This window comes from Mycobacterium sp., assembly GCF_035570115.1.
Lineage (GTDB): Bacteria > Actinomycetota > Actinomycetes > Mycobacteriales > Mycobacteriaceae > Mycobacterium.
This window is the reverse complement of sequence record NZ_DATMLH010000185.1, coordinates 1-25,480: the sequence shown is the minus strand read 5'-3', so window position 1 is coordinate 25,480 and position 25,480 is coordinate 1. Positions and strand designations below refer to the sequence as shown.

Here is a 25,480-nt window from a genome sequence, read left to right as displayed (position 1 = left end):
TCGTTGCGTGCTTTTAGCACGGGATTCACCGATCGGTTGCTCAAACGGTACGCGGTCGGTTAAACGACGTGGACTATCGCGGCTTGGCCAGGGGGAAGGGCAGCGTCTCGCGGATACTGCGGCCGGTGATGAGCATGACGACGCGGTCGACGCCCATGCCCAGACCACCGGTGGGCGGCATCGCATACTCCATCGCTTGCAGGAAGTCCTCGTCGAGTTCCATGGCTTCGGGATCCCCGCCGGCGGCCAGCAGCGACTGCTCCTGCAGGCGGCGCCGCTGCTCGACCGGGTCGGTGAGCTCGCTATAGGCGGTGCCCAGCTCGACACCCCAGGCCACCAAGTCCCAGCGTTCGGCAATGCCGGCCTTGCTGCGGTGTGGCCGGGTCAGCGGCGACACCGACAGGGGAAAGTCGGTGTAGAAAGTCGGCAGTTCGGTCCGATCCTCGACCAGATGCTCGTAGAGCTCCAGCACCACCGCGCCGGCGTCCCACCGCGCCAGGTAGGGAATGTGTACGGCGTCGCACAGTTTGTGCAGTTTGGCCAAGCTGGTGTCGGCGTCAACATGCTCACCGAGCGCCTCGGAGACCGCGTCGTGCACGGTCTTCACCGACCAGACACCGGAGATGTCGACCGCATCCAGGCTGTCATCGGCGGCGCCCGGGCGGGGCCGCATCACCACCTGCGCTCCGTTTGCGGCCTGAGCGGCGTTCTGAATCAGCTCCCGACAACCATCGATCCAGTCGATGTAGTCGGCGTGCGCCTGATAGGCCTCGAGCAGGGTGAACTCCGGGTTGTGGCTGAAGTCGACCCCCTCGTTGCGGAAAGCCCGGCCCAGCTCGAACACCCGCTCCATTCCGCCGACGCACAGCCGCTTCAGATAGAGCTCAGGCGCGATCCGCAGGTACAGGTCGAGGTCGTAGCTGTTGATGTGGGTCATGAACGGACGAGCCGTTGCACCGCCGTGAATTTGTTGCAGGATCGGGGTCTCGACTTCCAGAAAGCCCTTGGCGTTCAGCGTTTCTCTGATGGCGCGCAGCACATTGCTGCGAGCCACGATCAGTTCGCGCGATTCGGCGTTGACGGCCAGGTCGACGTAGCGGCTGCGCACTCGCGCTTCCGGATCCGTCAGCCCCTTCCACTTGTTGGGCAGCGGCCGCAGGCACTTGCCGATCAGTCGCCAGCTGCGAACGATCAGTGACCGGGTCCCGGTCTTGCTGTATCCCATCTCGCCGGTCACTTCGACCAAGTCGCCGAGATCGATGGCCTTGGTGAAATCCGTGCTGCGCCCGTGTTCCAGAATTGAATTCTCCAGCAGCAGTTGCACTTCTGCTGACCAGTCACGCAGTTGGGCGAACATCACACCGCCGAAGTCCCGGATCCGCAGCACGCGTCCCGACACCGAGACGGTCGCCTGGTCGTCGCTGCCCAACGCCTGGGCGATCGTGTGGCTGGGTGGCTGTCCGACCGGGTAGGCGTCAATGCCGCTGTTCTGCAGCATCTTTAGCTTGGACAGCCGGACTCGCATCTGTTCTGGCAGCCGACGGTCGCCGTCGTCGCCGGCCCCGAGGTCGGTCTGCTGCAATGCGGCGACGTCGGGCGCCGAACCATCGTGGTTCAAGAGCCCGGTGGCCAACAGCGTTGGCGGTACGGCCGCGTGATGGCCGGTGTGCTCTTCGTTGCGCCGAGTGAACGGCAGCACAAGGAAGCCCTCCGCGATCACCGAGGCGACGCCCACCCGCGGGATCAGCCGAGCGTCCTCGTAGCAGGCGTAGCGGGGCACCCAGTCGGGTTGATACTTCATGTTCGAGCGGTACAGCGTCTCTAACTGCCACCACCGCGAGAAGAAGACCAAGAATCCACGCCACAATCGGGCCACCGGGCCGGCGCCGAGTTGGGCACCCTGTTCGAACGCGGACCGGAACATGGCGAAGTTCAGCGAAATACGGCTGATACCAATGCGGTCAGCGTGTAGAGCGAGCTCGCTGACCATGAGCTCGATGGTCCCGTTGGGGGAATCCGGCGAACGACGCATGAGGTCTAGCGAAACGCCGTTGCGGCCCCACGGCACCAACGAAAGCATCGCGACCACAGTGCCGTCGGGTTTGACGGCCTCGACCAGTAGGCACTCACCGTCGGCGGGGTCACCGAGCCGGCCCAGTGCCATCGAGAACCCGCGCTCGGAGTCGGTGTCGCGCCACGTGTCGGCACGCGCCAGCACCCGCTTCATCTCGTCAGGCTCGATGTCGTGGTGTCGGCGGATGCGCACCGACAGCTCGGCGCGGCGAGCCCGGGTCACGGCCTGGCGCACGCCCCGCATCTCTCGCCCGGAGAGCCTGAAATCGGCTGTCTGCAAAATGGCTTCGTCGCCCAGCTCGAGTGCGTTCAGGCCCGCCTCGCGGAACGCTTTAGCCCCGGCCGAACTGGCACCCATATTCCCGGGCGCCCAGCCGTAGGTCTGGCACAGCGCCAACCAGGCGTCGATGGCCTGCGGCCACGCCCGGGGGTCGCCGATCGGGTCTCCGCTGGCCAGACAGACGCCGACTTCGACGCGGTAGGTGATAGCGGCCCGGCCGCTCGGCGCGAAAACCACCGACTTGTCTCGGCGAGTGGCGAAGTAGCCTAAGGAGTCGTTCTTGCCATACAGCTCGAGCAGCCCGCGGATGGCGGATTCGTCCTCGCCGGTGAGTGCGTTTTCGGCGCGCTGTGATTGGAACAGCACGACCGCCGCGGCAATCAGCGCCATCGCGCCGAAGAGTCCCATCAGGGCGTTGAGGAAGACGTGTGGCCTGCCCTCAAACGAACCCGGGTCGGCGACGGCGAATCCAACCACCCGGTTCACCACGTAGAACAAGTGGTCGTCCTCCGCCAGCGTGTGCGGGAACGTTTCGACCAGCAGCCAGGACAGCCCAATGCCTATCGCCCAGCCGGCGATCAGGACTCCGGCCGCCTTAAAGAGCGCGCCCGACCGGACCTTGGCCCAAAACTCCCGGTAGGCCAAGACCAGCAGCAAAAGCGCAGCCAGATGGAAACCGAGTCCGAGCGTCTCGCCGAGGGTCCGCAGCGGGGTGACGTGTTCGGGTGTCAGACCGGCGATGTTCAACCCGGCCGCCAGCAGGAGGTTGAGCACCAGCAGCCACCATGCGATGCGCTTGCGCGTGGTGAGCGCGCCGGCCAATAAGGCCAGCACGAACGACCACGCGAAACTGGTGTCGGGGAAGTTGAACAGGTAGTCGTTGATGAATTCCCGTGGCACCTTGATCGCCCACCGAAGCACCGGCGACACGCTGGCGATCAGCGACAGCGTGGCGATGACGCCAACCGTCCAGCCGGCGGCCGCGGGCACCCAGCGCAGCCGGGAAGTCGACCGGGTGCGCGGGCGAGACGCAGTGAGTGTCACAGACCGCGAGGATATTCGTACTTGCTATGGAATGCCTATGTTCGGAAGGTATGGAATTGCACGTGTCGGCGGCTCGACCGGCTAGGCGCCGTCGCGCTGGCACGGCCGGAGGCGGCCACCTCGACGGCTGGATCACAATCTGGTGCGTCAGCACTGCTAGACTTACCTGCGCGACCGTCTCAGGCGAAGGCCAGAGACAGCAAGTGGAGTCCCACTCCCACCGTTGGCCACGAGATCGTTTCAAGGCTCAGCGGTCCGGTCATCGGCACACCAGTGGTGCCGGTTCTGCCTTCCGCAGGCGGCTATTGCCGTGACCGGTCGGCACCGGGCCCTGCTTAAGCAGGGCTTTTTTGCTGATGGCGTGGTATTCCGACCGCTGACTCCGGACCGGCCGGGTGTCGTTCGCAACGAGGAATACAACCCAGGGAGGCCCCATCAGCACTGAGACCCGCGTCAACGAACGCATCCGCGTACCTGAAGTCCGCTTGATCGGCCCGGGAGGGGAGCAGGTAGGCATCGTGCGTATCGAAGATGCCCTCCGCGTCGCCGCGGACGCCGATCTCGACCTTGTCGAAGTTGCGCCAAACGCCAGGCCACCGGTCTGCAAGATCATGGACTACGGCAAGTTCAAATATGAGGCGGCGCAAAAGGCGCGCGAGTCTCGCAAGAACCAGCAGCAGACCGTCGTCAAAGAACAGAAGTTGCGACCCAAGATCGACGATCACGACTACCAGACCAAAAAGGGTCACGTGATCCGATTCCTGGAGGCGGGATCGAAAGTCAAGGTGACAATCATGTTCCGCGGACGTGAGCAGTCGCGGCCCGAGCTGGGCTATCGGCTGCTGCAGCGCCTGGGCACCGACGTCGCCGACTACGGATTCGTCGAGACGTCGGCCAAGCAGGACGGACGCAACATGACGATGGTGTTGGCACCGCACCGCGGCGCGAAAACTCGTGCCCGAGCGGCGGAGCAGTCCACTGCCCCCACGCCCCAGCCCGCGAACCCCGCACCGAACAGCGACACCGAACCGTCGCCGAACTGATAGAGCAGAACTGAGGACCGAAAAAACATGCCCAAGACCAAGACCCACAGTGGGGCGTCGAAGCGATTCCGGCGCACCGGCACCGGGAAGATCGTGCGTCAGAAGGCCAATCGCAGGCACATGCTCGAGCACAAGCCGAGCACCCGAACGCGACGGCTGGACGGGCGTACCACCGTGTCTGCCAACGACACCAAGCGGGTCAACAAGTTGCTGAACGGCTGACCAACGCCCATAAAGAAGGCAGCGGCGTAACCACCATCACGTCCAGACGACGATAGGAACACCCCATGGCACGCGTAAAGCGGGCAGTCAACGCCCAGAAGAAGCGGCGCACCATTCTGAAGGCCTCGAAGGGCTATCGCGGCCAGCGGTCCCGCCTCTACCGCAAAGCCAAAGAGCAGCAACTGCATTCACTGAACTACGCCTACCGCGACCGTCGTGCGCGCAAGGGCGAGTTCCGTAAGCTGTGGATCTCGCGGATCAACGCCGCGGCCCGCGCCAACGACATCACCTACAACCGGCTTATCCAGGGCCTGAAGGCCGCCGGCGTCGAGGTCGACCGCAAGAACCTCGCCGAGATCGCAGTCAGCGATCCCGCAGCGTTCACCGCGCTCGTCGGCGTCGCCCGGTCCGCCCTGCCCGACGACGTCAACGCACCTTCCGGAGAGGCTGCCTAACCCCGTTCGGCGGTTCTGGTCGGGCGACGATGCGGGCCGGAACGGCCCGAGGAGGAGCCGGACAATCGGATCTCAACCGCACCCGGTGCTCACCGAACGATCGGCCCGGGTGGTCGCTGCAGTCAAACTTCACCGGCAGGTCACCCGGCGTCGGGCGCAACGCTTCCTGGTGGAAGGCGCGCACTTGGTCGAGGCCGCGTCCGGGCGTGGACTGGTCCGCGAGGTCTTCGTCACCGAGGCGGCTGCACATCGCTACGCCGATCTGCTCGGCAGGCAAGACGCAACGGTGAACCTGGTGACTGAGCGCGCCGCAAAAGCGTTGTCGGACACCGTGACTCCGGCCGGCTTGGTGGCGGTATGCGAGAGGCCCGAGCCGGCTCTCGACGATGTGCTGGCCAGCGAGCCACGGCTGGTCGCGGTAGGGGTGGAAATCGGTGAGCCGGGCAACGCCGGCACGTTGATCCGCATCGCCGACGCGATGGGCGCCGCAGCGGTGATCTTCGCCGGTTACAGCGTCGACCCGTACAACGGTAAATGTCTGCGCGCGTCGGCTGGCAGCGTCTTTTCCATACCGGTCGTCGTCGCGCCGGACGTCATCGCGGCTGTCACCGCGCTGCAGGCTGCCGGGCTGCGGGTACTGGCCACCACGGTGGACGGCGAGTTGTCCCTTGACGCCGCTGAGCTCGCCGGACCGACGGCGTGGCTGTTCGGCGCCGAGTCCCACGGCCTGGCGCCTCAGCTGGCTCGACAGGCCGACAACCGGGTGACGATTCCGATGTCCGGGGGTGCGCAAAGCCTCAATGTGGCTGCCGCAGCCGCGATCTGCCTCTACCAGAGCGCACGAGCGCAGCGGGCGGGCCCCAATCTTTAGGCGGCCTTGCCGCGACCCCGCGCCGGTCGGAGCCCGGCCAGCGAGAAAGTGGTGTGCACCAGCGATCCGGCCCGCTCGAAGATCGTTCTGCGGGGTGGGAAGTAATGCATCGGCAGCCCGCGGCGGTCCGGCGGCGGCGCCATGAAGCTCGGCGCCTCCACCAGCGGGGCATCGCCCGCTGCCCGGCCCTCCGCCCGCCGATAGGCGGCCAATGCCCGCGGATGCAAACGGATTTCGTCAGGGACCGCCAGAAACGCCAGCTCGACCATTTTGCCGAATAGCCGCAGCACCACTTCGTCGCTGGGTGTCCACCGCATTCCGGCCTTCTCGCGAACAGCCGGCTCGAACAGCCCCGCCGCGATCCAGCGCTGCCCCGCGACCAGCGGCTTGAACAGCTGATCCCACACCGGGGTGGGCATCAGCACGAACTTCGGTTTGGGAATGCGGATCTGAAAGATGTCCAGCGTGGCCTGATTGATCTCCAGCTCGTCGCGGCAGACCCGCTGCCAGTACTCCTGGAAGTCCTCCCAAGACTTGGGTACCGGCCGCATACTCATCCCGTACATCCGATACCACTGCACATGCTCGTCGAATAGCTGGCGCTTCTCGCCTTCGGTCAACCCGCCGCAGAAGTACTCGGCCACCTTGATCACCAGCATGAAGAACGTCGCGTGCGCCCAGTAGAAGGTCTCCGGATTCAGCGCGTGGTAGCGGCGGCCGGTCGCGTCGACTCCCTTGATGGTGTGGTGGTACTGCTTGATCTGCTCACCGGTCTTGGCCGCGCGGTTGCCGTCATAGACGACGCCCATGATCGGATACACCGAGCGCGCGACGCGCTGCAGTGGTTCGCGCAACAGGATCGAGTGCCCCTCGACGCCGGCGCCCAATTCCGGATACATGTTCTGGATGGCGCCGATCCAGACGCCCATCATTCCGGTGCGCAGGTCACCGAAATACTTCCAGGTCAGCGACTCCGGCCCCAACGGGCCGCGCTGACCCGGTTCATCGTCGCGCTGCTCGACCGGCTCGGGTTGAACCGACGTCATCGATGACATCACTGTCGTCGTCATCACGGCCTCCTGGTCCTGAGGAGCAATGAGTCTCACGATAAGGCTGACAACACACGTTGTCTACGATTTCTGGGCATGCCGCGCCGCGCCGTTACCGAGTGTCGACCCGAGCGTCGTAACGATGTGATCAGGCGGTTTGTCGCAGGTTCCGGACACCCGGGGTGGCTCCGCGCCGGTCTGCGGGGCACGCTGGCGCCGAGCGTCGTAACCGACACCACGACGACGGTCATTGCCGGTCTCTCTCGACACCACCTACCCTGGGCGCTGTGGAACTCGGGCCCCAACCGGCGTCCGGCGAGCCCGAGCAGACGGTGACCACGCCGGATTTGCCTGGTTCGCGACAGCGTTCTCCGGTGTCACTGCACAGTGCTGCCGAGTGGCTGCGCGGCACCAACCAGAGTCCGAGCGTGATCGCAATGGTCCGTCGCGCGCGCCGAGTCTTGCCCGGCGATCCCGAGTTCGGCGATCCACTGTCAACGGCTGGCGAAGGCGGGCCCCGCGCCGCCGCGCGAGCAGCGGGCCGGCTGCTGGGCGAGCGCGGCGGCGCGTCTCGCGAGGTCGGTCTCGGCGCGCTGCAGGTGTGGCAGGCAATGACCGAGGCGGTATCTCGGCGCCCGGCCAACCCAGAGGTCACGTTGGTCTTCACCGATCTGGTGGGTTTCTCGACGTGGTCGTTGCAAGCCGGTGACGACGCGACCCTCAAACTGCTGCGGCGAGTGGCGCGGGCGGTTGAACCGCCGCTGCTGGATGCCGGCGGTCACATCGTCAAAAGGATGGGCGACGGCATCATGGCGGTGTTCGCCGACCCGCTCGTGGCCGTGACTGCGGTCCTCGCCGCCAGGAAAGCGTTGAAATCCGTCGACGTCGACGGCTACACACCGCGGATGCGGGTGGGCATCCACACCGGGCGCCCGCAACGGCTGGCCTCGGACTGGCTCGGGGTCGACGTCAACGTCGCCGCCCGGGTGATGGAGCGCGCCACCAGGGGAGGAGTCATGGTGTCCGGCGTCACACTGGACCAGCTCGCCCAGGCGGATTTGGACGCGTTGGGCGTCACTGCCAGGCGGGTACACCGCTCGGTATTCGCAGGTAAAACCCCCGGGCTGCCGACCGACTTGGCCATCTACCGGCTCAAGGCTGGCGCGCAAACTGTCAGGGACTTGCCAGGTTTGGATGATGCAGATGAAGACAATCCGCAGGCATAGTAGATGGCGATGATATTCCGGGTATTGTCGCGGCTTTGGCGCGTCCGCATCACGCTGTGCTACGCGGCCGTTTTGGTCGGTGTCAGCGTCGCTCTCGTGGATCTCGGTCCGCGGGTGCGCGCCCAGGTCGTTGCGCAGGCCAGCACCAACCTGCACAACCTCGCACGTGGTCACCTGGCAACCCTGTTCGGTAGCGCGTTCGTCACCGACGCCGGTCCGATTTACTTCTGGCTGCCCTGCTTGGTGTGCCTACTCGCCCTTGCCGAGCTGATCTGGCGCAGTGGTCGGCTGGCCTTGGTGTTTGTCACCGGCCACGTCGGCGCCACGCTGCTGGTCGCTGCCGGGCTCACCGCGGCGATCGAATTACACTGGTTGCCCCTGTCGATCTCGCGTGCCAGTGATGTCGGCGTGAGCTATGGCGCCATGGCGGTGCTGGGCGCACTGACCGCCGCCGTCGCTCCCCGGTGGCGGCCGGCGTGGATAGGTTGGTGGCTCTCGGTCGGCATCACATCGGCGGTGCTAAGCGCCGACTTCACCGACGTTGGACACGTCATCGGATTGGTGCTGGGCATGCTGGTCTCCATCAGGTTGCCCGGCCCGGCCCGGTGGACGCCGGTGCGGTACGCGTTGCTGGCGGTCGCCACCAGCTTTGGATTCCTGATGTTGGCGCACGGCGAGTGGACGTCGCTGATCGGGGCCGCCGCCGGCGTTCTGGGCGCGCTGGCGGTGGTGGCGATCACCCGCTCGCGCATGCTGCGCCGTCGAGTGCCGGTGGCTGCGTTGACGCCTCCGGAGCCGGTGTTCAACGGCTGACGGCTTCACCTCCGCAGTGCCTCGCTAAGGCACTTGCGTCGAGTACAGCCAGACATCCCACAATTGCCGCAGCGATTCGTCGCAGTAGGTGGCGGCCAGGCCGGTGAAGTCGTCGGTGATCACGCTGCCATGGCGATATCGAGTCGTCCAATCTATAAGAAGCGCAAAGAATTTCTCGTCGCCCAATCGTCGGCGCAGCGCGTGCAGGGTCAACGCGCCGCGTTTGTACACGCGGTCGTCGAACATATCGCGCGGCCCGGGATCGGCCAGCAGCAGATCCTGAGGCGCCTCGCGCAGCCGTTCCTGGTAGTAGCGGGCAAGTTCGTCGGCGCCGGGGCCGCCGCTGTGTTCCGACCACAGCCACTCCGCGTAACTCGCAAATCCCTCGTGCAGCCAGATGTCACGCCAGCGCCGAGCGGTCACCGAGTTGCCGAACCACTGGTGTGCGAGCTCGTGAGCGATGAGCCGTTCGCTGGCCCGCGAGCCGTCGCAGTGATTGGCGCCGAATATGGAAATCCCTTGGGCCTCAAGAGGTATCTCCAGTACATCGTCGGTGACGACGATGGTGTAACCGTTCGCCAGCGGGTATGGACCGAACAGTCCGACGAAGAGCTCCATCATCTCTGGTTGACGAGCGAAGTCGTGGCCGAAGTTGCGCCGCAGCCGCTCGGGCAACGCGGCCTGCATCGGGACCGGCGTCTTCGCCAGCCGCGATAACTCGTACATCCCGATCTGCAGGGTGATGAGGTAGGTCGAGGTCGGTTCGGGCTGTTCGTAAGTCCACGTTGTGCGGGCGGCCCGCGCCTGCCGCGACACCAGCTTTCCGTTGGCCACCACCCGGTAGGGGTTTTCGGTGCTGATCTGGATGCGATAGGCGGCTTTGGCACTGGGGTGGTCATCGCACGGGAACCACGAGGCGGCGCCGTTGGGTTGCCCGGCGACGAGCGCGCCATTGGTCAGTTCCTCGAAACCGACATCACCCCACAATGACCGCAGTGGTCGCGGTGAACCGCCGTAGCGCACGAGGATCGACATCGCTGCTCCGGTCGCGAGCTTCGATTGCAGCCGAATACGCAACTTGCGGTCGCGGCAGGCGAAGTGGGCGGCGCGCTTGCCGTTGACCGACACCTTCGACACCGTCAGCGCATCGGACAGATCGAGCGTGAGCTCCTGCAACTCGGTAAGCGTCACCGCGGTGATCGTCGCCGATCCGGAGAGCCGGTTGATCGCGACCTTGTACTCCAGATCTAATTCGTAGCGCGACACCCGGTAGCCGGCGTTGCCGTTTTTCGGCAGGTATGAGTCGATCACCGTCGACTCAGCGCGATCAGAAGCCTTGTTCGGGGCCGCCTTCTTAGCAGAGGGTTTCACGCCGCGCTGTCCTCGACGCCGCGCCCGGATGGCTTCTTGCCGGTTGTCTTACGGACGAGGTTCCACGGCCTGATCGGATTTCCTTGCCAGCGTGTCGACGGCGGCACCACGTCGCCGCGCACCACCAGCGACGCGGGACCGATGGTCACGCCCTCGCCGAGCTGGGCCGCCGGCAGCGCGACGCCGTGCGGGCCAAGAGTGGCGCCGGGTTCCAGCACGACAGTGTCCATCCGCATGACCCGGTCGTGGAACAGATGTGTCTGGACCACGCAGCCACGGTTGACCGTGCTGCCTTTGCCCAGCGTGACCAGGTCTGCCTCAGGCAGCCAATAGGTTTCACACCAGGTGCCGCGGCCAACATGGGCGCCCAGCGCGCGCAGCCACAGGTTCATCACCGGCGTCCCGCTGGCCGCGCGAGCGAACCACGGGGCCGCCACGGTCTCCACAAACGTATCGGCGACCTCGTTGCGCCACACGAACGACGACCACAGTGGAAACTCGCTCGCCCGAATCCGGCCGACCAGAAGCCATTTCGCGGCGACCGTGACGCCACCGGCAAGCCCACCCGCGGCCAGTAACACCAGCCCGCCGCCCAGTGCCGCACACCAGATGCCGAAGAACCGCGCCAGCAGTTGCAGTGTGCCCAGCACCGCCAGCCCGATCGCGACGGTCACCATCACCGGCAGCAGCCGGCATATCTCCACGGCCGCCCGCATCGCCTTCAACCGCCACGGCGGGTCGTACGTCCGAGCCGCGTCGGCCTCCGCGGGACGCCTGCGCAGCCGCATCGGCGGGCTGCCCAGCCAGGACGAACCGCGCTTGGCTTTCGGCGGCGCCGCCGAAAGCACCGCGACCAGTCCGTCGTCGGGCACGCGGCGGCCCGGCTGGGTAATGCCCGAGTTGCCGAGAAACGCGCGTCTTCCGACGGTTGTCGTGGCCGCGTAGATCCAGCCGCCGCCGAGTTCGTAAGACGCGACCATCGTGTCGTCGGCGAGGAACGCGCCGTCCTCGATCACGGTGAACTTGGGTATCAGCAACACCGTCGAGATCTCGCTGCCGTGGCCGACCTTGGCCCCGAGCAGCCGCAGCCAGGCGGGTGTCAGCAGGCTTGCATACAGCGGGAACAGGTAATTGCGTGCGCCGTCCATCAACCGCTCGGTCGCCCACAGCTGCCACCCGTTGCGGCTGCGCACCGGGTGGTAGCCCTCCCGCAGCCCGATCGAGAGCAGCCGCACCGCCGCAATCGTCAGTAGCGCGTACACCACGAGAGCGTCCGCCGTCGCGACCGGCGTCCACAGCAGCGCGGGCAGTATTGCCTGCGACAGGCGGCGGGTGTGGTGGACGCCGAATCCGACCAGCGCAAGGCCAGTCGCCAGGGCGATCAGCGGCAAACCAGCCAGCAGCACCGACGTCAGCCCGTACACCGCGACCCAGTGGGCTCTGCGCGCTGGCCGTTCGTCTGGCCATGGGTGGTTCACCCGACCAGATTTGACCGCGGGGGAGCCTTTCCAGTATTGGCGGCTTTTGACTTTCCCGACTACGGCGGAGCCGGGGGCAACGTCCGCGTTCTTGCCAACGACCGCGCCGGGCAGCAGCGTGGTGCGCGCACCGATTGTCGCGTCGTTGCCGACGGTGATGGCTCCGATGTGAAAAGCGTCTCCGTCGATCCAGTGCCCAGACAGGTCCACCTCCGGTTCGACGGCGCTGCGGTGCCCGAGTGCGAGCATGCCGGTGACGGGCGGCATCGAGTGCAGGTCGACGCCCTTGCCGACATCTGCGCCTAGTGCGCGCGCGTAGTACACGAGCCACGGCGCGCCGGCCAGGTTCTCGGCGCCACTGGCCTCGGCCAGCCGCTCGGCAAACCAGACCCGTAGATGCACCGACCCGCCGCGGCGATAGGTGCCCGGCTGTACTTTCGCCAGCAGCACGCGCGCGAACAGCACCGCGATAGCCATCCGGCCCACCGGCGTCACGAACAGGACGAACGCCACCGCAACCAACCACCAGTTCACAGCGACGGTCCACGGCACCAGATGCAGGGCCCGGACGACGTTATTGCCCAGCGCCAGCCAGGTCACCCACTCCCACGCCGCCAGCGTCGCCAATGGCACCGCCAGCACGATCTGAGCGGCCTGCGCCAGCCGCGGAGTCGGTCGCACCACACGCTCGGCGATCTGCGGCGGCGGCTCGAGCTCGTCGAGGAACCCCGCGAGCGAGCCGAGTCGTGGGTGGTCGTACAGGTCGGCGACGGTGACCTGCGGATACCGGTCGCGCAGCGCGGCGACGAGCTGCGCCGCGGCCAGCGAGCCGCCGCCGAGCGCGAAGAAATCGGCCTCCGGACCCTCCAGGGCGGCCCCGAGCAGCTCCCGCCACAACCCGGCCAACCAGCCCGTGGTCCCGCTGAGTTGGGGCGTTTCCTCCGGGTCAGCGCCGCCCGGCGGCGGCCAGGGCAGCGCGTCCCGGTCGACTTTGCCTGAGGTGCGGGTGGGCAGATCGTCGACCCGGACCAGGCGTGGCACCATCGCCGCAGGCAGACGCTCGGACAGCCGGGTCCGCGCCGCCGCGATGTCGAATTCGGGGTCGGCGCTGACGACGTAGCCCACCAGCACCGGAGTGCCGGTGGCCGTCCGGCGTACCGCGGCCGCGCCGCCGCTGACTCCCGGCAGGTGCACGAGCGCAGCGTCGACCTCGCCCAACTCGATGCGACGGCCCCCGACCTTGACTTGGTCATCGGCGCGGCCGCAGAACACCAGGCCCTCGGTTTCCAGCCGCACCAGGTCGCCGCTGCGGTAGGCGCGCCGCCAGCCCAGCGTCGGCAGCGGCGCGTACTTTTCGGCGTCTTTGCCCTCGTCGAGGTAACGGGCCAGGCCGACGCCGCCGATGACCAGCTCACCCACTTCACCGTGGCCCACCGGCTGGCCGTCGGCATCGACGACGGCCAGGTCCCAGCCCGGCAGCGGCAGACCGATACGCACCGGGCCGGCGCCGTCGAGCCGGGCCGCACACGCGACCACGGTGGCCTCGGTGGGGCCGTAGGTATTCCACACCTCGCGGCCGTCGACGGCCAGCCGTGCGGCCAGCTCGGGAGGGCAGGACTCCCCGCCGAAGATCAACAGCCGCACCGCTTCAAGCGCCTCGGCCGGCCACAGCGCGGCCAGTGTCGGCACCGTCGACACCACGGTCACGTCGCGGGTGACCAGCCACGGACCGAGGTCCATTCCGCTGCGTACCAGCGATCGCGGGGCCGGGACCAGACACGCGCCGTGTCGCCATGCCAGCCACATCTCCTCGCACGACGCGTCGAACGCCACCGACAACCCGGCCAACACCCGGTCGCCGGGCCCAAGTGGGTTGTCCCGCAGAAACATTTGTGCCTCAGCGTCGACGAACGCGGCGGCATTGCGGTGCGTAACGGCGACGCCCTTGGGCGTACCGGTCGATCCGGACGTGAAGATGATCCACGCGTCGTCCGTGGGCAGTGGCGCGCCTGCCCGCCTGCCGCTTGATGAGCCGCGACCTCGCACCATGCCTGATTCGGTGAGGACCGCGACGACGTTGGCCTCGCCGAACACCAATTCGGCGCGTTCGTCGGGGTCGTCGGCGTCGACCGGCACGTATGCTGCGCCGACGGCCAGCGTCGACAGGATCGCCTCATACAGCGCAAAGCTGCCAGACGGCATCCGGATGCCGATTCGGTCGCCACGGCCGATGCCGTGGGCGGCCAGCCAGGCCACGCTCGCCTCGATATCGTTGATCAGCTCGCCATAGGTGAGCTGGACTGTGCCGTCGTCGATCGCCGCCGCGTCCGGATAGCGGGCGGCCGTGTCATAGAGGACGTCGACGAGGGTGCGCGGGCTCGGTGCGCGCGGCGACAGCAGATACTGCGCCGGCAGTTGAGCTGGAACCTGGGGCGTCGCCACCACACGAAAATACTCAAGCCGGAGCACTGTCACGGTGAGCGCGCCCACGGCGTGTGGGAAAACAGGCTGACGGCTTCCGATCGTCAGCGATGTGACCACATATGATCGGCACTTGCGCGTCACGCTGTGCCGCGAGCCCGCCAGAAATTCCCTCGCCGATAAGGAGAGTGTCGCCGCGTGGGTGACCAACCCGTGGACCTGTCGCCCGAGGCGTTGACCGCAGCGGTCAACGCAGCCCGGCAGGCTTTCGCAGGCGCGGCCGATCTCGACGCACTGGCACGCGCCAAGACCCTGCACCTTGGTGATCGCTCGCCGGTGGCGCTGGCCCGCCAGGCGTTGGCCACCGTCCCTAAGGCCGACCGCGCCGACGCCGGCCGGCGTGTGAACAGTTCGCGCGGCGAGGTCCAACGCAGTTACGACGAACGACTGGCGGCGTTGCGCGCCGAGCGGGATGCGGCCGTGTTGATCGCCGAGCGCATCGACGTGACGTTGCCGTCGACCCGCCAGCCGACCGGGGCGCGGCATCCGATCACGATTCTGGCCGAGCATATCGCCGACACCTTCATCGCGATGGGCTGGGAGCTTGCCGACGGGCCGGAGGTGGAAACCGAGCAGTTCAACTTCGATGCCCTGAACTTCCCCGCCGATCACCCGGCGCGCAGTGAACAAGACACCTTCTATATCGCTCCGGAAGGCTCCCGTCAGTTGCTGCGCACCCACACGTCGCCGGTGCAGGTGCGCACACTTCTCGAGCGCGACCTACCGGTCTATGTCCTCTCGATCGGTCGCACGTTCCGCACCGACGAGCTCGACGCCACCCACACGCCGGTCTTCCATCAGGTGGAGGGGCTTGCGGTGGATCGCGGTCTGTCGATGGCGCATCTGCGCGGAACGCTCGACGCGTTCGCCCGGGCCGAGTTCGGGCCGCAGGCTCGCACCAGGATTCGTCCGCATTTCTTCCCCTTTACCGAGCCGTCCGCGGAAGTCGACGTGTGGTTCGAGAACAAGAGGGACGGCGCCGGCTGGGTCGAGTGGGGCGGCTGCGGAATGGTGAACCCGAACGTGTTGCGCGCCAGCGGTATTGATGCACAGGTGTATTCGGGCTTTGCGTTCGGGATGGGGCTGGAACGCACCCTGCAGTTCCGCAACGGTATCCCCGACATGCGCGACATGGTCGAGGGTGACGTCCGGTTCTCGTTGCCGTTCGGGGTGGGTGCCTGATGCGCGTCCCGTACAGCTGGCTGCGCGAGGTGGTCAACGTAGGCGCACCCGGCTGGGACGTGGCGCCCGACGAACTCGAACAGGCGCTCGTGCGTATCGGGCACGAAATCGAAGAGGTGATCACGCTCGGCCCCGTCGACGGACCGCTGACCATCGGACGGGTAACCGATATCGAAGAACTCACCGAATTCAAAAAGCCAATCCGCGCCTGCAAAGTCGACGTCGGCGAAGATAAACCACGCGAGATTGTCTGCGGTGCAACCAACTTCGCCGCTGGCGATCTCGTGGTGGTAGCGCTGCCCGGGACCACCCTGCCCGGCGGCTTCACGATCACGGAGCGCAAGACCTACGGTCGCACCTCCGACGGGATGATTTGCTCGGCGGCCGAATTGGGTTTGGCCGCAGACCATTCCGGCATCCTGGTGCTGCCGCCCGAAACAGCTGAACCCGGCGCCGACGGCGTCCAGGTGCTAGGCCTCGACGACGTGGTCTTCCACCTGGCCATCACCCCGGACCGGGGTTACTGCATGTCGCTTCGCGGTTTGGCCCGAGAGATCGCCTGCGCCTACGACCTCGACTTCGTCGACCCCGCCTCCAGCGATGTAGTCCCCCCGCTGCCTCGCGAGGCGGGCGCCTGGCCCTTGACGGTGCAGCCGGAGACCGGTGTGCAACGGTTCGCACTGCGTCCGGTCACCGGAATCGACCCGACCGCGGTGTCGCCCTGGTGGCTGCAGCGGCGGCTGTTGCTCTCGGGTATCCGGGCGATCTCGCCGGCCGTCGACGCAACGAATTACGTGATGCTGGAACTCGGTCACCCGATGCACGCGCACGATCTCAAGCGGATCACCGGCGGCTTCGCGGTACGGTTCGCTCGGCCCGGCGAAACCGTAGTAACCCTCGATGACATCGAGCGCCGGCTCAACCCGGCCGACGTCCTGATCGTCGACGACGTCGCGACTGCGGCGATCGGCGGAGTGATGGGCTCGGGCAGCACCGAGATGCGCGACGACTCCACCGACGTGCTGCTGGAGGCCGCGGTATGGGACCCGGCCGCGGTATCTCGCACGTCACGGCGACTGCGCCTGCCCAGCGAGGCGGCCCGTCGCTACGAGCGCGAGGTCGACCCGGCCATCTCGGTGGCGGCGTTGGACCGCTGCGCCACGTTGCTCGCCGAGATCGCCGGTGGCGAAGTGTCTGAAAAGCTGACCGACTGGCGCGGCGACCCGCCAGTCGGCGACTCGGCCGCCGATTGGGCTGGGTCGCCGATCCGGATCGCGGCCGACCTGCCGGACCGCACGGCCGGGGTTGACTATCGGCCGGGCACCACGGCCAGGCGGCTGACCCAAATCGGCGCCGCCGTGAGCGGCGACGGGGGCACCCTGACCGTGACGCCGCCGAGCTGGCGGCCCGACCTGCGCCAGCCCGCCGACCTGGTTGAGGAGGTACTGCGGCTGGAGGGACTGGAACTCATCCCGTCGGTGCTGCCGTCGGCGCCGGCCGGGCGCGGACTGTCGGCCGATCAACGGCGCCGCCGCGCGATCGGCAAGTCGCTGGCGCTGTCGGGTTACGTGGAGGTCCTGCCGACGCCGTTTCTGCCCGCCGGAGTTTTCGACGCCTGGGGTCTGCCCGCCGACGACGCGCGGCGTCACACTACCCAGGTGCTCAATCCGCTGGAGGCCGATCGGCCGCACTTGGCCACAACGCTGCTGCCCGGCCTGTTGGAAGCGCTGGGCCGCAACGTGTCTCGCGGCATCGTCGATGTCGCACTGTTCGCGATCGCGCAGGTGGTGCAGCCGACCGGGCAGACGAAGAGCGTCGGGCTAATCCCCGTGGACCGGCGTCCCACCGACGAGGAGATCGCCCTGCTCGACGCCTCGCTGCCGCGCCAACCCCAGCACGTTGCCGCGGTGCTGACCGGGCTGAGGGAACTGCGCGGCCCCTGGGGCGACGGCCGGCGCGCCGAAGCGGCCGATGCGTTCGAGGCGGTCCGGATCATCGCGCGTGCCAGCGGAATTGAGTTGGCGTTGCGGTCTGCCCAGCATCTGCCGTGGCATCCGGGCCGGTGCGCCGAAGTGCTCGTCGGCGACACCGTCATCGGCCACGCCGGTCAACTACACCCTGCGGTGATCGAAAGATCGGGTTTGCCGAAGGGCGCCTGCGCGGTCGAACTGAACCTCGACGCGATGCCGATCATCGAGTCGTTGCCGGCGCCGCGGGTTTCGCCGTTTCCCGCCGTGTTTCAAGACGTCAGCCTCGTGGTCGACGCGGATATCCCCGCGCAAACCGTGGAACAGGCGGTCCGCGACGGCGCCGGCGAACTGTTGGAGGATGTGCGGTTATTCGACGTTTACACCGGCCCTCAGCTCGGGGAAAGTCGCAAGTCGCTGACGTTCGCGCTGCGGTTCCGCGCGGCGGATCGCACGCTCACCGAAGACGAGGCCAGCGCGGCCCGAGACGCGGCGGTGCGCTGCGCCGCCGAGCGGGTCGGCGCCGAGCTGCGGGGTTGATGGCGAGTAGACGTAAAAGTCCCTGCTCCGGCCTGTCGCGGCGCCTTTGCTGCGGGTACGCCCCCTCGCCGCGGTGCGGCTGGGGGTACCCCCACCCGCTTGCGGGGGACTGCTCGGCGGGAAGAATGAATTTGCAAGAGAATGCATAGTCATGCAACGATTGGCCGTATGACCCAAGGGATACGGGTGGCGGTGGCGGGCGCCAGCGGCTACGCGGGCGGTGAGATCCTGCGGCTACTGCTCGGGCACCCGGCTTACCACGACGGGCGGCTGACAATCGGCGCGCTGACCGCTGCCGCCAGCGTGGGCAGCACTGTCGCTGACCACCACCCGCACCTGCTACCGCTGGCCCAGCGAGTACTCGAGCCCACCGAGGTCGAGGTACTGGATGGCCATGACGTGGTTTTTCTCGGACTCCCGCACGGACACTCGGCGGCGCTGGCGCAACAACTGAGCCCCCAGACACTGGTGGTGGACTGCGGTGCGGATTTCCGGCTGATCGACGCGGACGCATGGCAGCGTTTCTATGGCTCGGCGCACGCGGGCAACTGGCCCTACGGGCTACCGGAGCTGCCCGGCGGACGGGAGGCGCTGCGCGGTGCCCGGCGCGTCGCGGTACCGGGCTGCTATCCGACCGCCGCGTTGTTGGCACTTTTCCCGGCGTTGGCCGCCGACCTCATCGATCCTGCCGTCACCGTCGTCGCAGTCAGCGGCACCTCGGGTGCCGGCCGGGCCGCGAAGACAGACCTGCTTGGGTCGGAGGTCATCGGTTCGGCGCGGGCTTACAACATCGCCGGCGCGCACCGGCATACACCCGAAATCGTCCAAGGGCTGCAACAGGTTACCGACCAGGATGTCACGGTGTCATTTACACCCGTGCTCATCCCGACCTCCCGCGGCATCCTCGCGACCTGCACCGCCCGCACCCGGTCACCGCTGTCGCAGCTGCGCGCTGCGTACGAAAAGGCTTACCACGCCGAGCCTTTCGTTCATCTGCTACCCGAAGGACAACTGCCGCGTACCGGGGCGGTGATCGGCAGTAACGCCGCACACATCGCGGTCGCGGTCGACGAGGACGCCGCCACGTTCATCGCTATTTCGGCGATCGACAATCTGGTCAAGGGCACCGGCGGCGCCGCCGTGCAGTCGATGAACCTGGCGCTGGGCTGGCCGGAAACCGAGGGCCTTTCGGTGGTCGGGGTGGCGCCGTGACCCGCGCCGACGAGGCGCGTCTGGTGCGCACCCAAGGGGTGACGGCCGCGGCCGGCTTCCGTGCCGCCGGTATCGCCGCGGGGATCAAAGCGTCGGGCGCATTGGATCTGGCGCTGGTGTTCAACGAGGGCCCGGACTACCCGGCCGCCGCGGTATTCACCCGCAATCGGGTCAAGGCGGCCCCTGTGCGGTGGACGCAACAGGTGCTGACTACCCGCCGGTTGCGGGCGGTGATCCTGAACTCCGGTGGTGCGAACGCCTGCACCGGCCCGGGCGGCTTCCAGGACACCCATGCCACCGCCGAAGCAGTGGCCGCCGCGTTGTCCGACTGGGGCACCGAGACCGGCGCGATCGAAGTCGCGGTGTGCTCCACTGGATTGATCGGTGACCGGCTGCCGATGGACAAGGTTCTCGCCGGGGTCGGTCACGTCGTGCACGAGATGGCCGGCGGGCTGGCCGGCGGAGACGAGGCCGCGCGGGCCATCATGACCACCGACACCGTGCCCAAACAAGCTGCGCTGCACCATCCGGACAAGTGGACGATCGGTGGGATGGCCAAGGGCGCCGGGATGCTGGCGCCGTCGCTGGCGACCATGCTGTGCGTGCTCACCACCGATGCGGTCGCGGAGGCCGGCGCGCTCGAGGAAGCACTGCGCCGGGCCGCCGCGCGGACCTTCGACCGACTCGACGTCGACGGCAGCTGCTCGACCAATGACACCGTGCTGCTGTTGGCATCGGGCGCAAGCGAGATCGCGCCGTCCCAAACCGATCTCGACGACGCGGTGCTGCGCGTCTGTGATGACCTGTGCGCACAGCTGCAGGCCGACGCCGAGGGCGTCACCAAACGGGTCACCGTGACCGTGACGGGCGCCGCCACCGAGGACGACGCGCTCACCGCCGCCCGGATGGTCGCCCGCGACAACCTGGTCAAGACCGCGTTGTTCGGCTCCGACCCTAACTGGGGCCGGGTGCTGGCGGCGGTCGGGATGGCGCCGATCGGCCTCGACCCTGATCGGATCACTGTGTCGTTCAACGGTTCTCCGGTGTGCGTCAACGGCGTCGGGGCCGCGGGCGCACGCCAGGTGGATCTGTCAGGTGGGGACATCGACGTCCTCGTCGACCTCAAGATGGGCGAGGGCCAGGCAGCCATCCGCACCACCGACCTGTCGCACGGCTACGTCGAAGAGAATTCGGCGTATAGCTCATGACCGCGAGCGTGTCCACTCAGGTGAAAGCTCAGGTATTGGCGGAGGCCCTGCCCTGGCTCACCCAACTGCACGGCAAAATCGTCGTCGTCAAATACGGTGGCAATGCCATGACCAACGACACCCTGCGGCGTGAGTTCGCCGCCGACATGGCGTTTCTGCGCAACTGCGGCATACACCCCGTGGTGGTGCACGGCGGTGGGCCCCAGATCAGCGCAATGTTGAAGCGGCTCGGCATCGCCGGCGACTTCAAGGGCGGATTCCGGGTCACCACGCCGGAAGTGCTCGACGTGGCGCGGATGGTGTTGTTCGGGCAAGTCGGGCGTGAGTTGGTCAACCTCATCAACGTCCACGGTCCGTACGCGGTCGGGATCACCGGCGAAGACGCCAACCTGTTCACCGCGGTGCGGCGCAGCGTCACCGTCGACGGTGTCGACACCGATGTCGGCCTGGTAGGCAACGTAGCTTGTGTGAACGCGGCGGTGGTACTGGATCTGATTGCAGCCAACCGGATCCCGGTCGTGTCGACGCTGGCGCCCGACGTCGACGGCGTGGTCCACAACATCAACGCCGACACCGCGGCGGCGGCGCTGGCCGAAGCGCTGGGCGCCGAAAAGCTGCTGATGCTTACCGATATCGAAGGCCTTTACACCCGGTGGCCCGACCGCGATTCACTGGTCAGCGAAATCGATACCGCCGCACTGGCGCAGCTGCTGCCGACGTTGGAGACCGGGATGATCCCTAAGATCGAGGCATGTCTGCGCGCCGTCGACAGCGGCGTGCCCAGCGCGCACATCATCGATGGCCGCGTCGAGCATTGCGTGCTGGTCGAATTGCTCACTGACGAGGGCACCGGCACGAAGGTGGTGAGCACGTGACGCACACACCGACCGAGACCCAAACGATGCAGCAGCGGTGGTCCGCGGTGATGATGGACAACTACGGCGTCCCGCCGGTGGCATTGGCCAGCGGCGACGGTGCCGTGGTTACCGATGTGGACGGAAAGTCCTACCTCGACCTGCTCGGCGGCATCGCTGTCAATATCCTGGGGCATCGTCACCCCGCCGTGATCGACGCCGTCACAAAACAGATGTCGACGCTGGGACACACCTCCAACCTGTATGCGGCCGAACCCGGCGTAGCGCTGGCCGAAGCGCTGGTCGGCTTGCTCGGCGCCGAGGGCGAGACCCGGGTTTTCTTCTGTAACTCCGGCACCGAGGCCAACGAGTTGGCGTTCAAATTGTCCCGGCTGACCGGGCGGACGAAACTGGTTGCGGCCCAAGAAGCTTTCCATGGCCGAACGATGGGGTCACTGGCGCTGACCGGTCAACCGGCCAAGCAGGCGCCGTTCGCGCCGCTGCCCGGTGACGTCACCCACGTGCCCTACGGCGACACCAACGCCCTGGTGGCTGCGGTCGGCGACGACACCGCGGCGGTCTTCCTCGAGCCGATCATGGGGGAGAGCGGTGTTGTCGTGCCGCCCGACGGATACCTGGCGGCCGCCCGCGACGTCACCGCCCGACACGGCGCCCTGCTTGTTCTCGACGAGGTGCAGACCGGGATGGGACGCACCGGTACGTTTTTCGCCCACCAGCACGACGGCATCGCCCCCGACGTCGTGACCCTGGCCAAAGGTCTCGGAGGTGGATTGCCCATCGGGGCATGCCTGGCGGTCGGCCCGGCAGCGCGACTGCTGACACCCGGTCTGCATGGCAGCACTTTCGGCGGCAACCCGATCTGCGCGGCGGCGGCGCTGGCCGTGCTGCGCGTACTGGCCGGCGAAGACCTGGTGAGACGCGCCGAAGTTCTTGGAAAAACGTTGCGGCAGGGCATCGAGTCGCTTGGTCACCCGTTGATCGACCAGGTTCGCGGCCGTGGTTTGCTGTGCGGCGTGGTGCTCAATGCCCCGGCTGCCAAGGATGCCGAGATCGCCTCTCGCGCCGCCGGTTTCCTGGTCAACGCTGCCGCATCCAACGTCATTCGATTGGCGCCGCCGCTGATCATCACCGAACACCAGATCGACACCTTCGTGACGGCGCTGCCGGGCATCCTGGACCTAGCCGCCGCAGGCGGGGAGGAAAACAAGTGATGACACGACACTTCCTGCGCGACGACGACCTATCGCCCGATGAACAGGCCGAGGTGCTTGCGCTGGCCGCCGAACTGAAAAAGGATCCGTTCAGCCGGCGCCCGCTGAACGGCCCGCGTGGCGTTGCCGTGATCTTCGACAAGAACTCCACCCGTACCCGATTTTCGTTCGAGGTAGGCATCGCCCAGCTCGGCGGGCATGCCGTGGTGGTCGACGGCCGCAGCACCCAGCTGGGCCGCGAAGAGACGCTGCAGGACACCGCGAAAGTGTTGTCCCGCTACGTCGACGCCATCGTGTGGCGGACCTACGGGCAGGCCCGTCTGATTGCGATGGCCGAAACCGCGACGGTGCCGATCGTCAACGCGCTGTCCGACCAATTCCACCCCTGCCAGGTGCTTGCCGATCTGCAGACCGTCGCCGAACGCATCGGATCGCTGCGCGGGTTGCGGATGTCGTACTTCGGTGATGGCGCCAACAACATGGCGCACTCGCTGCTGCTCGGCGGTGTCACCGCCGGCATCGACGTGACGATCGCCGCTCCCAACGGGTTTGGTCCCGATCGATCGGTGCTCGCGGCCGCCCAGCGGCGTGCCGCGGATACCGGCGCGTCGGTGACGGTCACCGCAGACCCCACCGCAGCCGCCTCGGGTGCCGACGTGCTGGTCACCGATACCTGGACGTCGATGGGTCAGGAGGACGACGGGCTGGACCGGGTTCGGCCGTTCCGTCCTTTCCAGCTGAACGCCGAACTGCTTTCTCTGGCTAACTCGGAAGCCATTGTGCTGCATTGTCTTCCGGCGCACCGAGGTCACGAGATCACCGATGACGTGATCGACGGGCCGCACAGCGCGGTGTGGGACGAGGCCGAGAATCGGCTGCATGCGCAAAAGGCGCTGCTGGTGTGGTTACTGGAGCGCTCCTCATGACACGCAGCAGCTCCAAGACCACGTCCGAAGTCACCCGTGCCGTCCGGCAGGCCCGCATCGTGGCGACCCTGTCGTCGGCCGAGGTGCGCAGCCAAAGCGAGCTGGCCGCGCTGCTCGCCGCCGACGGTATCGAGGTCACGCAGGCCACGCTGTCGCGGGACCTGGAGGAGCTCGGCGCGGTGAAGCTGCGCGGCGCCGACGGCGGGGTTGGCGTCTACATGGTGCCCGAGGACGGCAGCCCGCTGCGCGCGGTATCCGGCGGCACCGCGCGCCTGTCACGGCTGCTGAGCGAATTGCTGGTCTCCACCGACGCCAGCGCAAACCTCGCCGTGCTGCGCACCCCGCCCGGTGCGGCCGACTACTTGGCCAGCGCCATCGACCGGGCAGCCCTGCCCTATGTCGTCGGAACCATCGCCGGGGATGACACCATCTTCGTGGCGGCCCGCGAGCCGATGACCGGCGCAGAGCTCGCAATCGTGATCCAAGACCTCACATAACCGGCGAAACAAGGAGATCGATTCATGTCCGAGCGCGTCATCTTGGCGTATTCCGGCGGTTTGGACACCTCGGTGGCGATCAGCTGGATCGGCAAGGAGACCGGCCAGGAGGTCGTCGCGGTCGCGATCGATCTGGGCCAGGGCGGTGAGGACATGGAGGTGGTGCGCCAGCGAGCGCTGGACTGCGGCGCGGTCGAAGCGGTCGTCGTCGACGCCCGCGATGAGTTCGCAGACGAATACTGCCTGCCGACCATCTTGTCCAACGGTCTATACATGGATCGCTACCCGCTGGTGTCGGCGATCAGCCGGCCGCTCATCGTCAAGCATCTGGTGGCGGCGGCTCGCGAGCACGGCGGAAGCATCGTCGCGCACGGCTGTACCGGTAAAGGCAACGACCAAGTCCGATTCGAGGTCGGATTCGCTTCGCTGGCACCGGATTTGGAGGTGCTCGCGCCAGTCCGTGACTACGCGTGGACCCGGGAAAAGGCCATCGCTTTCGCCGAAGAGAACGCGATACCGATCAATGTCACCAAACGCTCGCCGTTCTCGATCGACCAGAATGTATGGGGGCGGGCGGTGGAAACCGGTTTCCTGGAACACCTGTGGAATGCGCCGACCAAGGACGTCTACGCCTACACCGAAGACCCCACCGTCAACTGGAACACCCCCGACGAGGTGATCGTGGGGTTCGAGCGCGGTGTTCCGCTGTCCATTGACGGCAGGCCGGTGTCGGTGCTGCAGGCCATCGAGGAACTCAATCAGCGGGCCGGCGCACAGGGGGTTGGACGCCTCGATGTCGTCGAGGATCGCCTGGTGGGGATCAAGAGCCGTGAGATCTACGAAGCCCCGGGGGCGATGGTGCTCATCACTGCGCACACCGAGCTTGAACACGTCACGTTGGAGCGTGACCTCGGGCGGTTCAAACGCCAGACCGACCAGCGCTGGGCTGAGCTGGTGTACGACGGGCTGTGGTATTCGCCGCTGAAGAGCGCCTTGGAAACCTTCGTCGACAAGACCCAGCAGTACGTGTCCGGCGAGGTTCGGATGGTGCTGCACGGCGGTCACATTGCGGTCAACGGCCGGCGCAGCGCGCAGTCGCTCTACGACTTCAACCTCGCCACCTACGACGAGGGTGACACCTTCGATCAGTCCGCTGCGCGCGGTTTCGTGCAGATCCACGGCCTGTCGTCGAAGCTGGCCGCGCGACGAGATCGCGCCGCCGACTAAACATGACGACCAACGAAGGATCGCTGTGGGGCGGGAGGTTCGCCGACGGCCCGTCCGATGCGCTGGCCGCGTTGAGCAGATCCACCCACTTCGACTGGGTGCTCGCACCCTACGACGTCACCGCATCCAGGGCACACACCGTAGTGCTGTTCGCGGCCGGGTTGCTCACCGAAGAGCAGCGTGACGGGCTGCTGGCCGGGCTGGACAGCCTCGCCGAGGACGTCGCTGA

Annotated in this window: 19 protein-coding genes and 1 pseudogene; 16 read left to right on the top strand and 4 right to left on the bottom strand. The window is 67.1% G+C overall.

The window, feature by feature from the left end:
* Positions 1–73 precede the first annotated feature (73 nt).
* Positions 74–3,397, bottom strand: a complete 3,324-nt coding sequence (gene lysX / locus VNW74_RS16725; protein ID WP_325678729.1) for a bifunctional lysylphosphatidylglycerol synthetase/lysine--tRNA ligase LysX — start codon at positions 3,395–3,397, stop codon at positions 74–76.
* 434 nt (positions 3,398–3,831) lie between these two features.
* Here lysX and infC point away from each other — a divergent pair, with 434 nt between their 5' ends.
* The 4 genes from infC to VNW74_RS16705 all read left to right on the top strand — a co-directional run bounded on the left by infC (position 3,832) and on the right by VNW74_RS16705 (position 5,988).
* Positions 3,832–4,440, top strand: a complete 609-nt coding sequence (infC, locus tag VNW74_RS16720; protein WP_325678807.1) for a translation initiation factor IF-3 — start codon at positions 3,832–3,834, stop codon at positions 4,438–4,440.
* Between the two features lie 27 nt (positions 4,441–4,467).
* Entirely contained in the window at positions 4,468–4,662 is a 195-nt protein-coding gene (gene rpmI, locus VNW74_RS16715; protein WP_325678727.1) for a 50S ribosomal protein L35, read from the top strand.
* A gap of 65 nt (positions 4,663–4,727) precedes the next feature.
* A complete protein-coding gene (gene rplT / locus VNW74_RS16710) occupies positions 4,728–5,117 on the top strand; it encodes a 50S ribosomal protein L20 (protein WP_325678725.1) in 390 nt (129 codons plus the stop codon).
* A gap of 85 nt (positions 5,118–5,202) precedes the next feature.
* A complete protein-coding gene (locus VNW74_RS16705; RefSeq protein WP_325678723.1) occupies positions 5,203–5,988 on the top strand; it encodes an RNA methyltransferase in 786 nt (261 codons plus the stop codon).
* Here the strand turns inward: VNW74_RS16705 and VNW74_RS16700 are convergent.
* On the bottom strand, positions 5,985–7,034 hold the full coding sequence (locus VNW74_RS16700) for an oxygenase MpaB family protein (protein WP_325678805.1): 1,050 nt from the start codon (positions 7,032–7,034) through the stop codon (positions 5,985–5,987). The genes VNW74_RS16705 and VNW74_RS16700 overlap by 4 nt on opposite strands.
* A 290-nt stretch (positions 7,035–7,324) precedes the next feature.
* On the opposite strand from VNW74_RS16700, the gene VNW74_RS16695 reads away from it, so the two are divergent.
* Entirely contained in the window at positions 7,325–8,263 is a 939-nt protein-coding gene (locus VNW74_RS16695) for an adenylate/guanylate cyclase domain-containing protein (RefSeq protein ID WP_414686702.1), read from the top strand.
* Positions 8,264–8,272: 9 nt separating this feature from the next.
* Positions 8,273–9,076: a rhomboid-like protein gene (locus VNW74_RS16690; protein WP_325678802.1), complete on the top strand. Its 804-nt coding sequence runs from the start codon at positions 8,273–8,275 to the stop codon at positions 9,074–9,076.
* 24 nt (positions 9,077–9,100) lie between these two features.
* Here the strand turns inward: VNW74_RS16690 and VNW74_RS16685 are convergent, their stop codons facing one another.
* Complete coding sequence (locus VNW74_RS16685) at positions 9,101–10,447, bottom strand: M1 family metallopeptidase (RefSeq protein ID WP_325678721.1); 1,347 nt, start codon at positions 10,445–10,447, stop codon at positions 9,101–9,103.
* Positions 10,444–14,367: a Pls/PosA family non-ribosomal peptide synthetase gene (locus VNW74_RS16680; protein WP_414686701.1), complete on the bottom strand. Its 3,924-nt coding sequence runs from the start codon at positions 14,365–14,367 to the stop codon at positions 10,444–10,446. Before VNW74_RS16680 ends, VNW74_RS16685 begins: the two co-directional genes overlap by 4 nt.
* A 177-nt stretch (positions 14,368–14,544) precedes the next feature.
* Here VNW74_RS16680 and pheS point away from each other — a divergent pair, with 177 nt between their 5' ends.
* From pheS to VNW74_RS16630, 10 genes and pseudogenes are all read left to right on the top strand, one after another.
* Positions 14,545–15,588, top strand: coding sequence for a phenylalanine--tRNA ligase subunit alpha (gene pheS / locus VNW74_RS16675; protein ID WP_325678717.1), 1,044 nt, complete (start codon positions 14,545–14,547; stop codon positions 15,586–15,588).
* Positions 15,588–18,095, top strand: a complete 2,508-nt coding sequence (pheT, locus tag VNW74_RS16670; protein ID WP_325678715.1) for a phenylalanine--tRNA ligase subunit beta — start codon at positions 15,588–15,590, stop codon at positions 18,093–18,095. Before pheS ends, pheT begins: the two co-directional genes overlap by 1 nt.
* 168 nt (positions 18,096–18,263) lie before the next feature.
* On the top strand, positions 18,264–19,307 hold the full coding sequence (gene argC, locus VNW74_RS16665; protein WP_325678713.1) for an N-acetyl-gamma-glutamyl-phosphate reductase: 1,044 nt from the start codon (positions 18,264–18,266) through the stop codon (positions 19,305–19,307).
* A complete protein-coding gene (argJ, locus tag VNW74_RS16660) occupies positions 19,304–20,515 on the top strand; it encodes a bifunctional glutamate N-acetyltransferase/amino-acid acetyltransferase ArgJ (RefSeq protein ID WP_325678711.1) in 1,212 nt (403 codons plus the stop codon). Before argC ends, argJ begins: the two co-directional genes overlap by 4 nt.
* On the top strand, positions 20,512–21,390 hold the full coding sequence (gene argB / locus VNW74_RS16655) for an acetylglutamate kinase (RefSeq protein ID WP_325678709.1): 879 nt from the start codon (positions 20,512–20,514) through the stop codon (positions 21,388–21,390). The genes argJ and argB overlap by 4 nt, the downstream gene beginning before the upstream one ends.
* A complete protein-coding gene (locus VNW74_RS16650) occupies positions 21,387–22,601 on the top strand; it encodes an acetylornithine transaminase (protein WP_325678707.1) in 1,215 nt (404 codons plus the stop codon). Before argB ends, VNW74_RS16650 begins: the two co-directional genes overlap by 4 nt.
* Positions 22,601–23,527: an ornithine carbamoyltransferase gene (gene argF / locus VNW74_RS16645; RefSeq protein ID WP_325678705.1), complete on the top strand. Its 927-nt coding sequence runs from the start codon at positions 22,601–22,603 to the stop codon at positions 23,525–23,527. Before VNW74_RS16650 ends, argF begins: the two co-directional genes overlap by 1 nt.
* Positions 23,524–24,024: an arginine repressor gene (locus VNW74_RS16640; RefSeq protein ID WP_325678703.1), complete on the top strand. Its 501-nt coding sequence runs from the start codon at positions 23,524–23,526 to the stop codon at positions 24,022–24,024. The genes argF and VNW74_RS16640 overlap by 4 nt, the downstream gene beginning before the upstream one ends.
* A 24-nt stretch (positions 24,025–24,048) precedes the next feature.
* Positions 24,049–25,251 (top strand): argininosuccinate synthase, encoded by a 1,203-nt coding sequence (locus VNW74_RS16635; RefSeq protein WP_325678701.1) that lies wholly within the window; start codon positions 24,049–24,051, stop codon positions 25,249–25,251.
* Positions 25,252–25,253: 2 nt separating this feature from the next.
* Positions 25,254–25,480: pseudogene (locus tag VNW74_RS16630) on the top strand (argininosuccinate lyase); the annotation flags it as partial.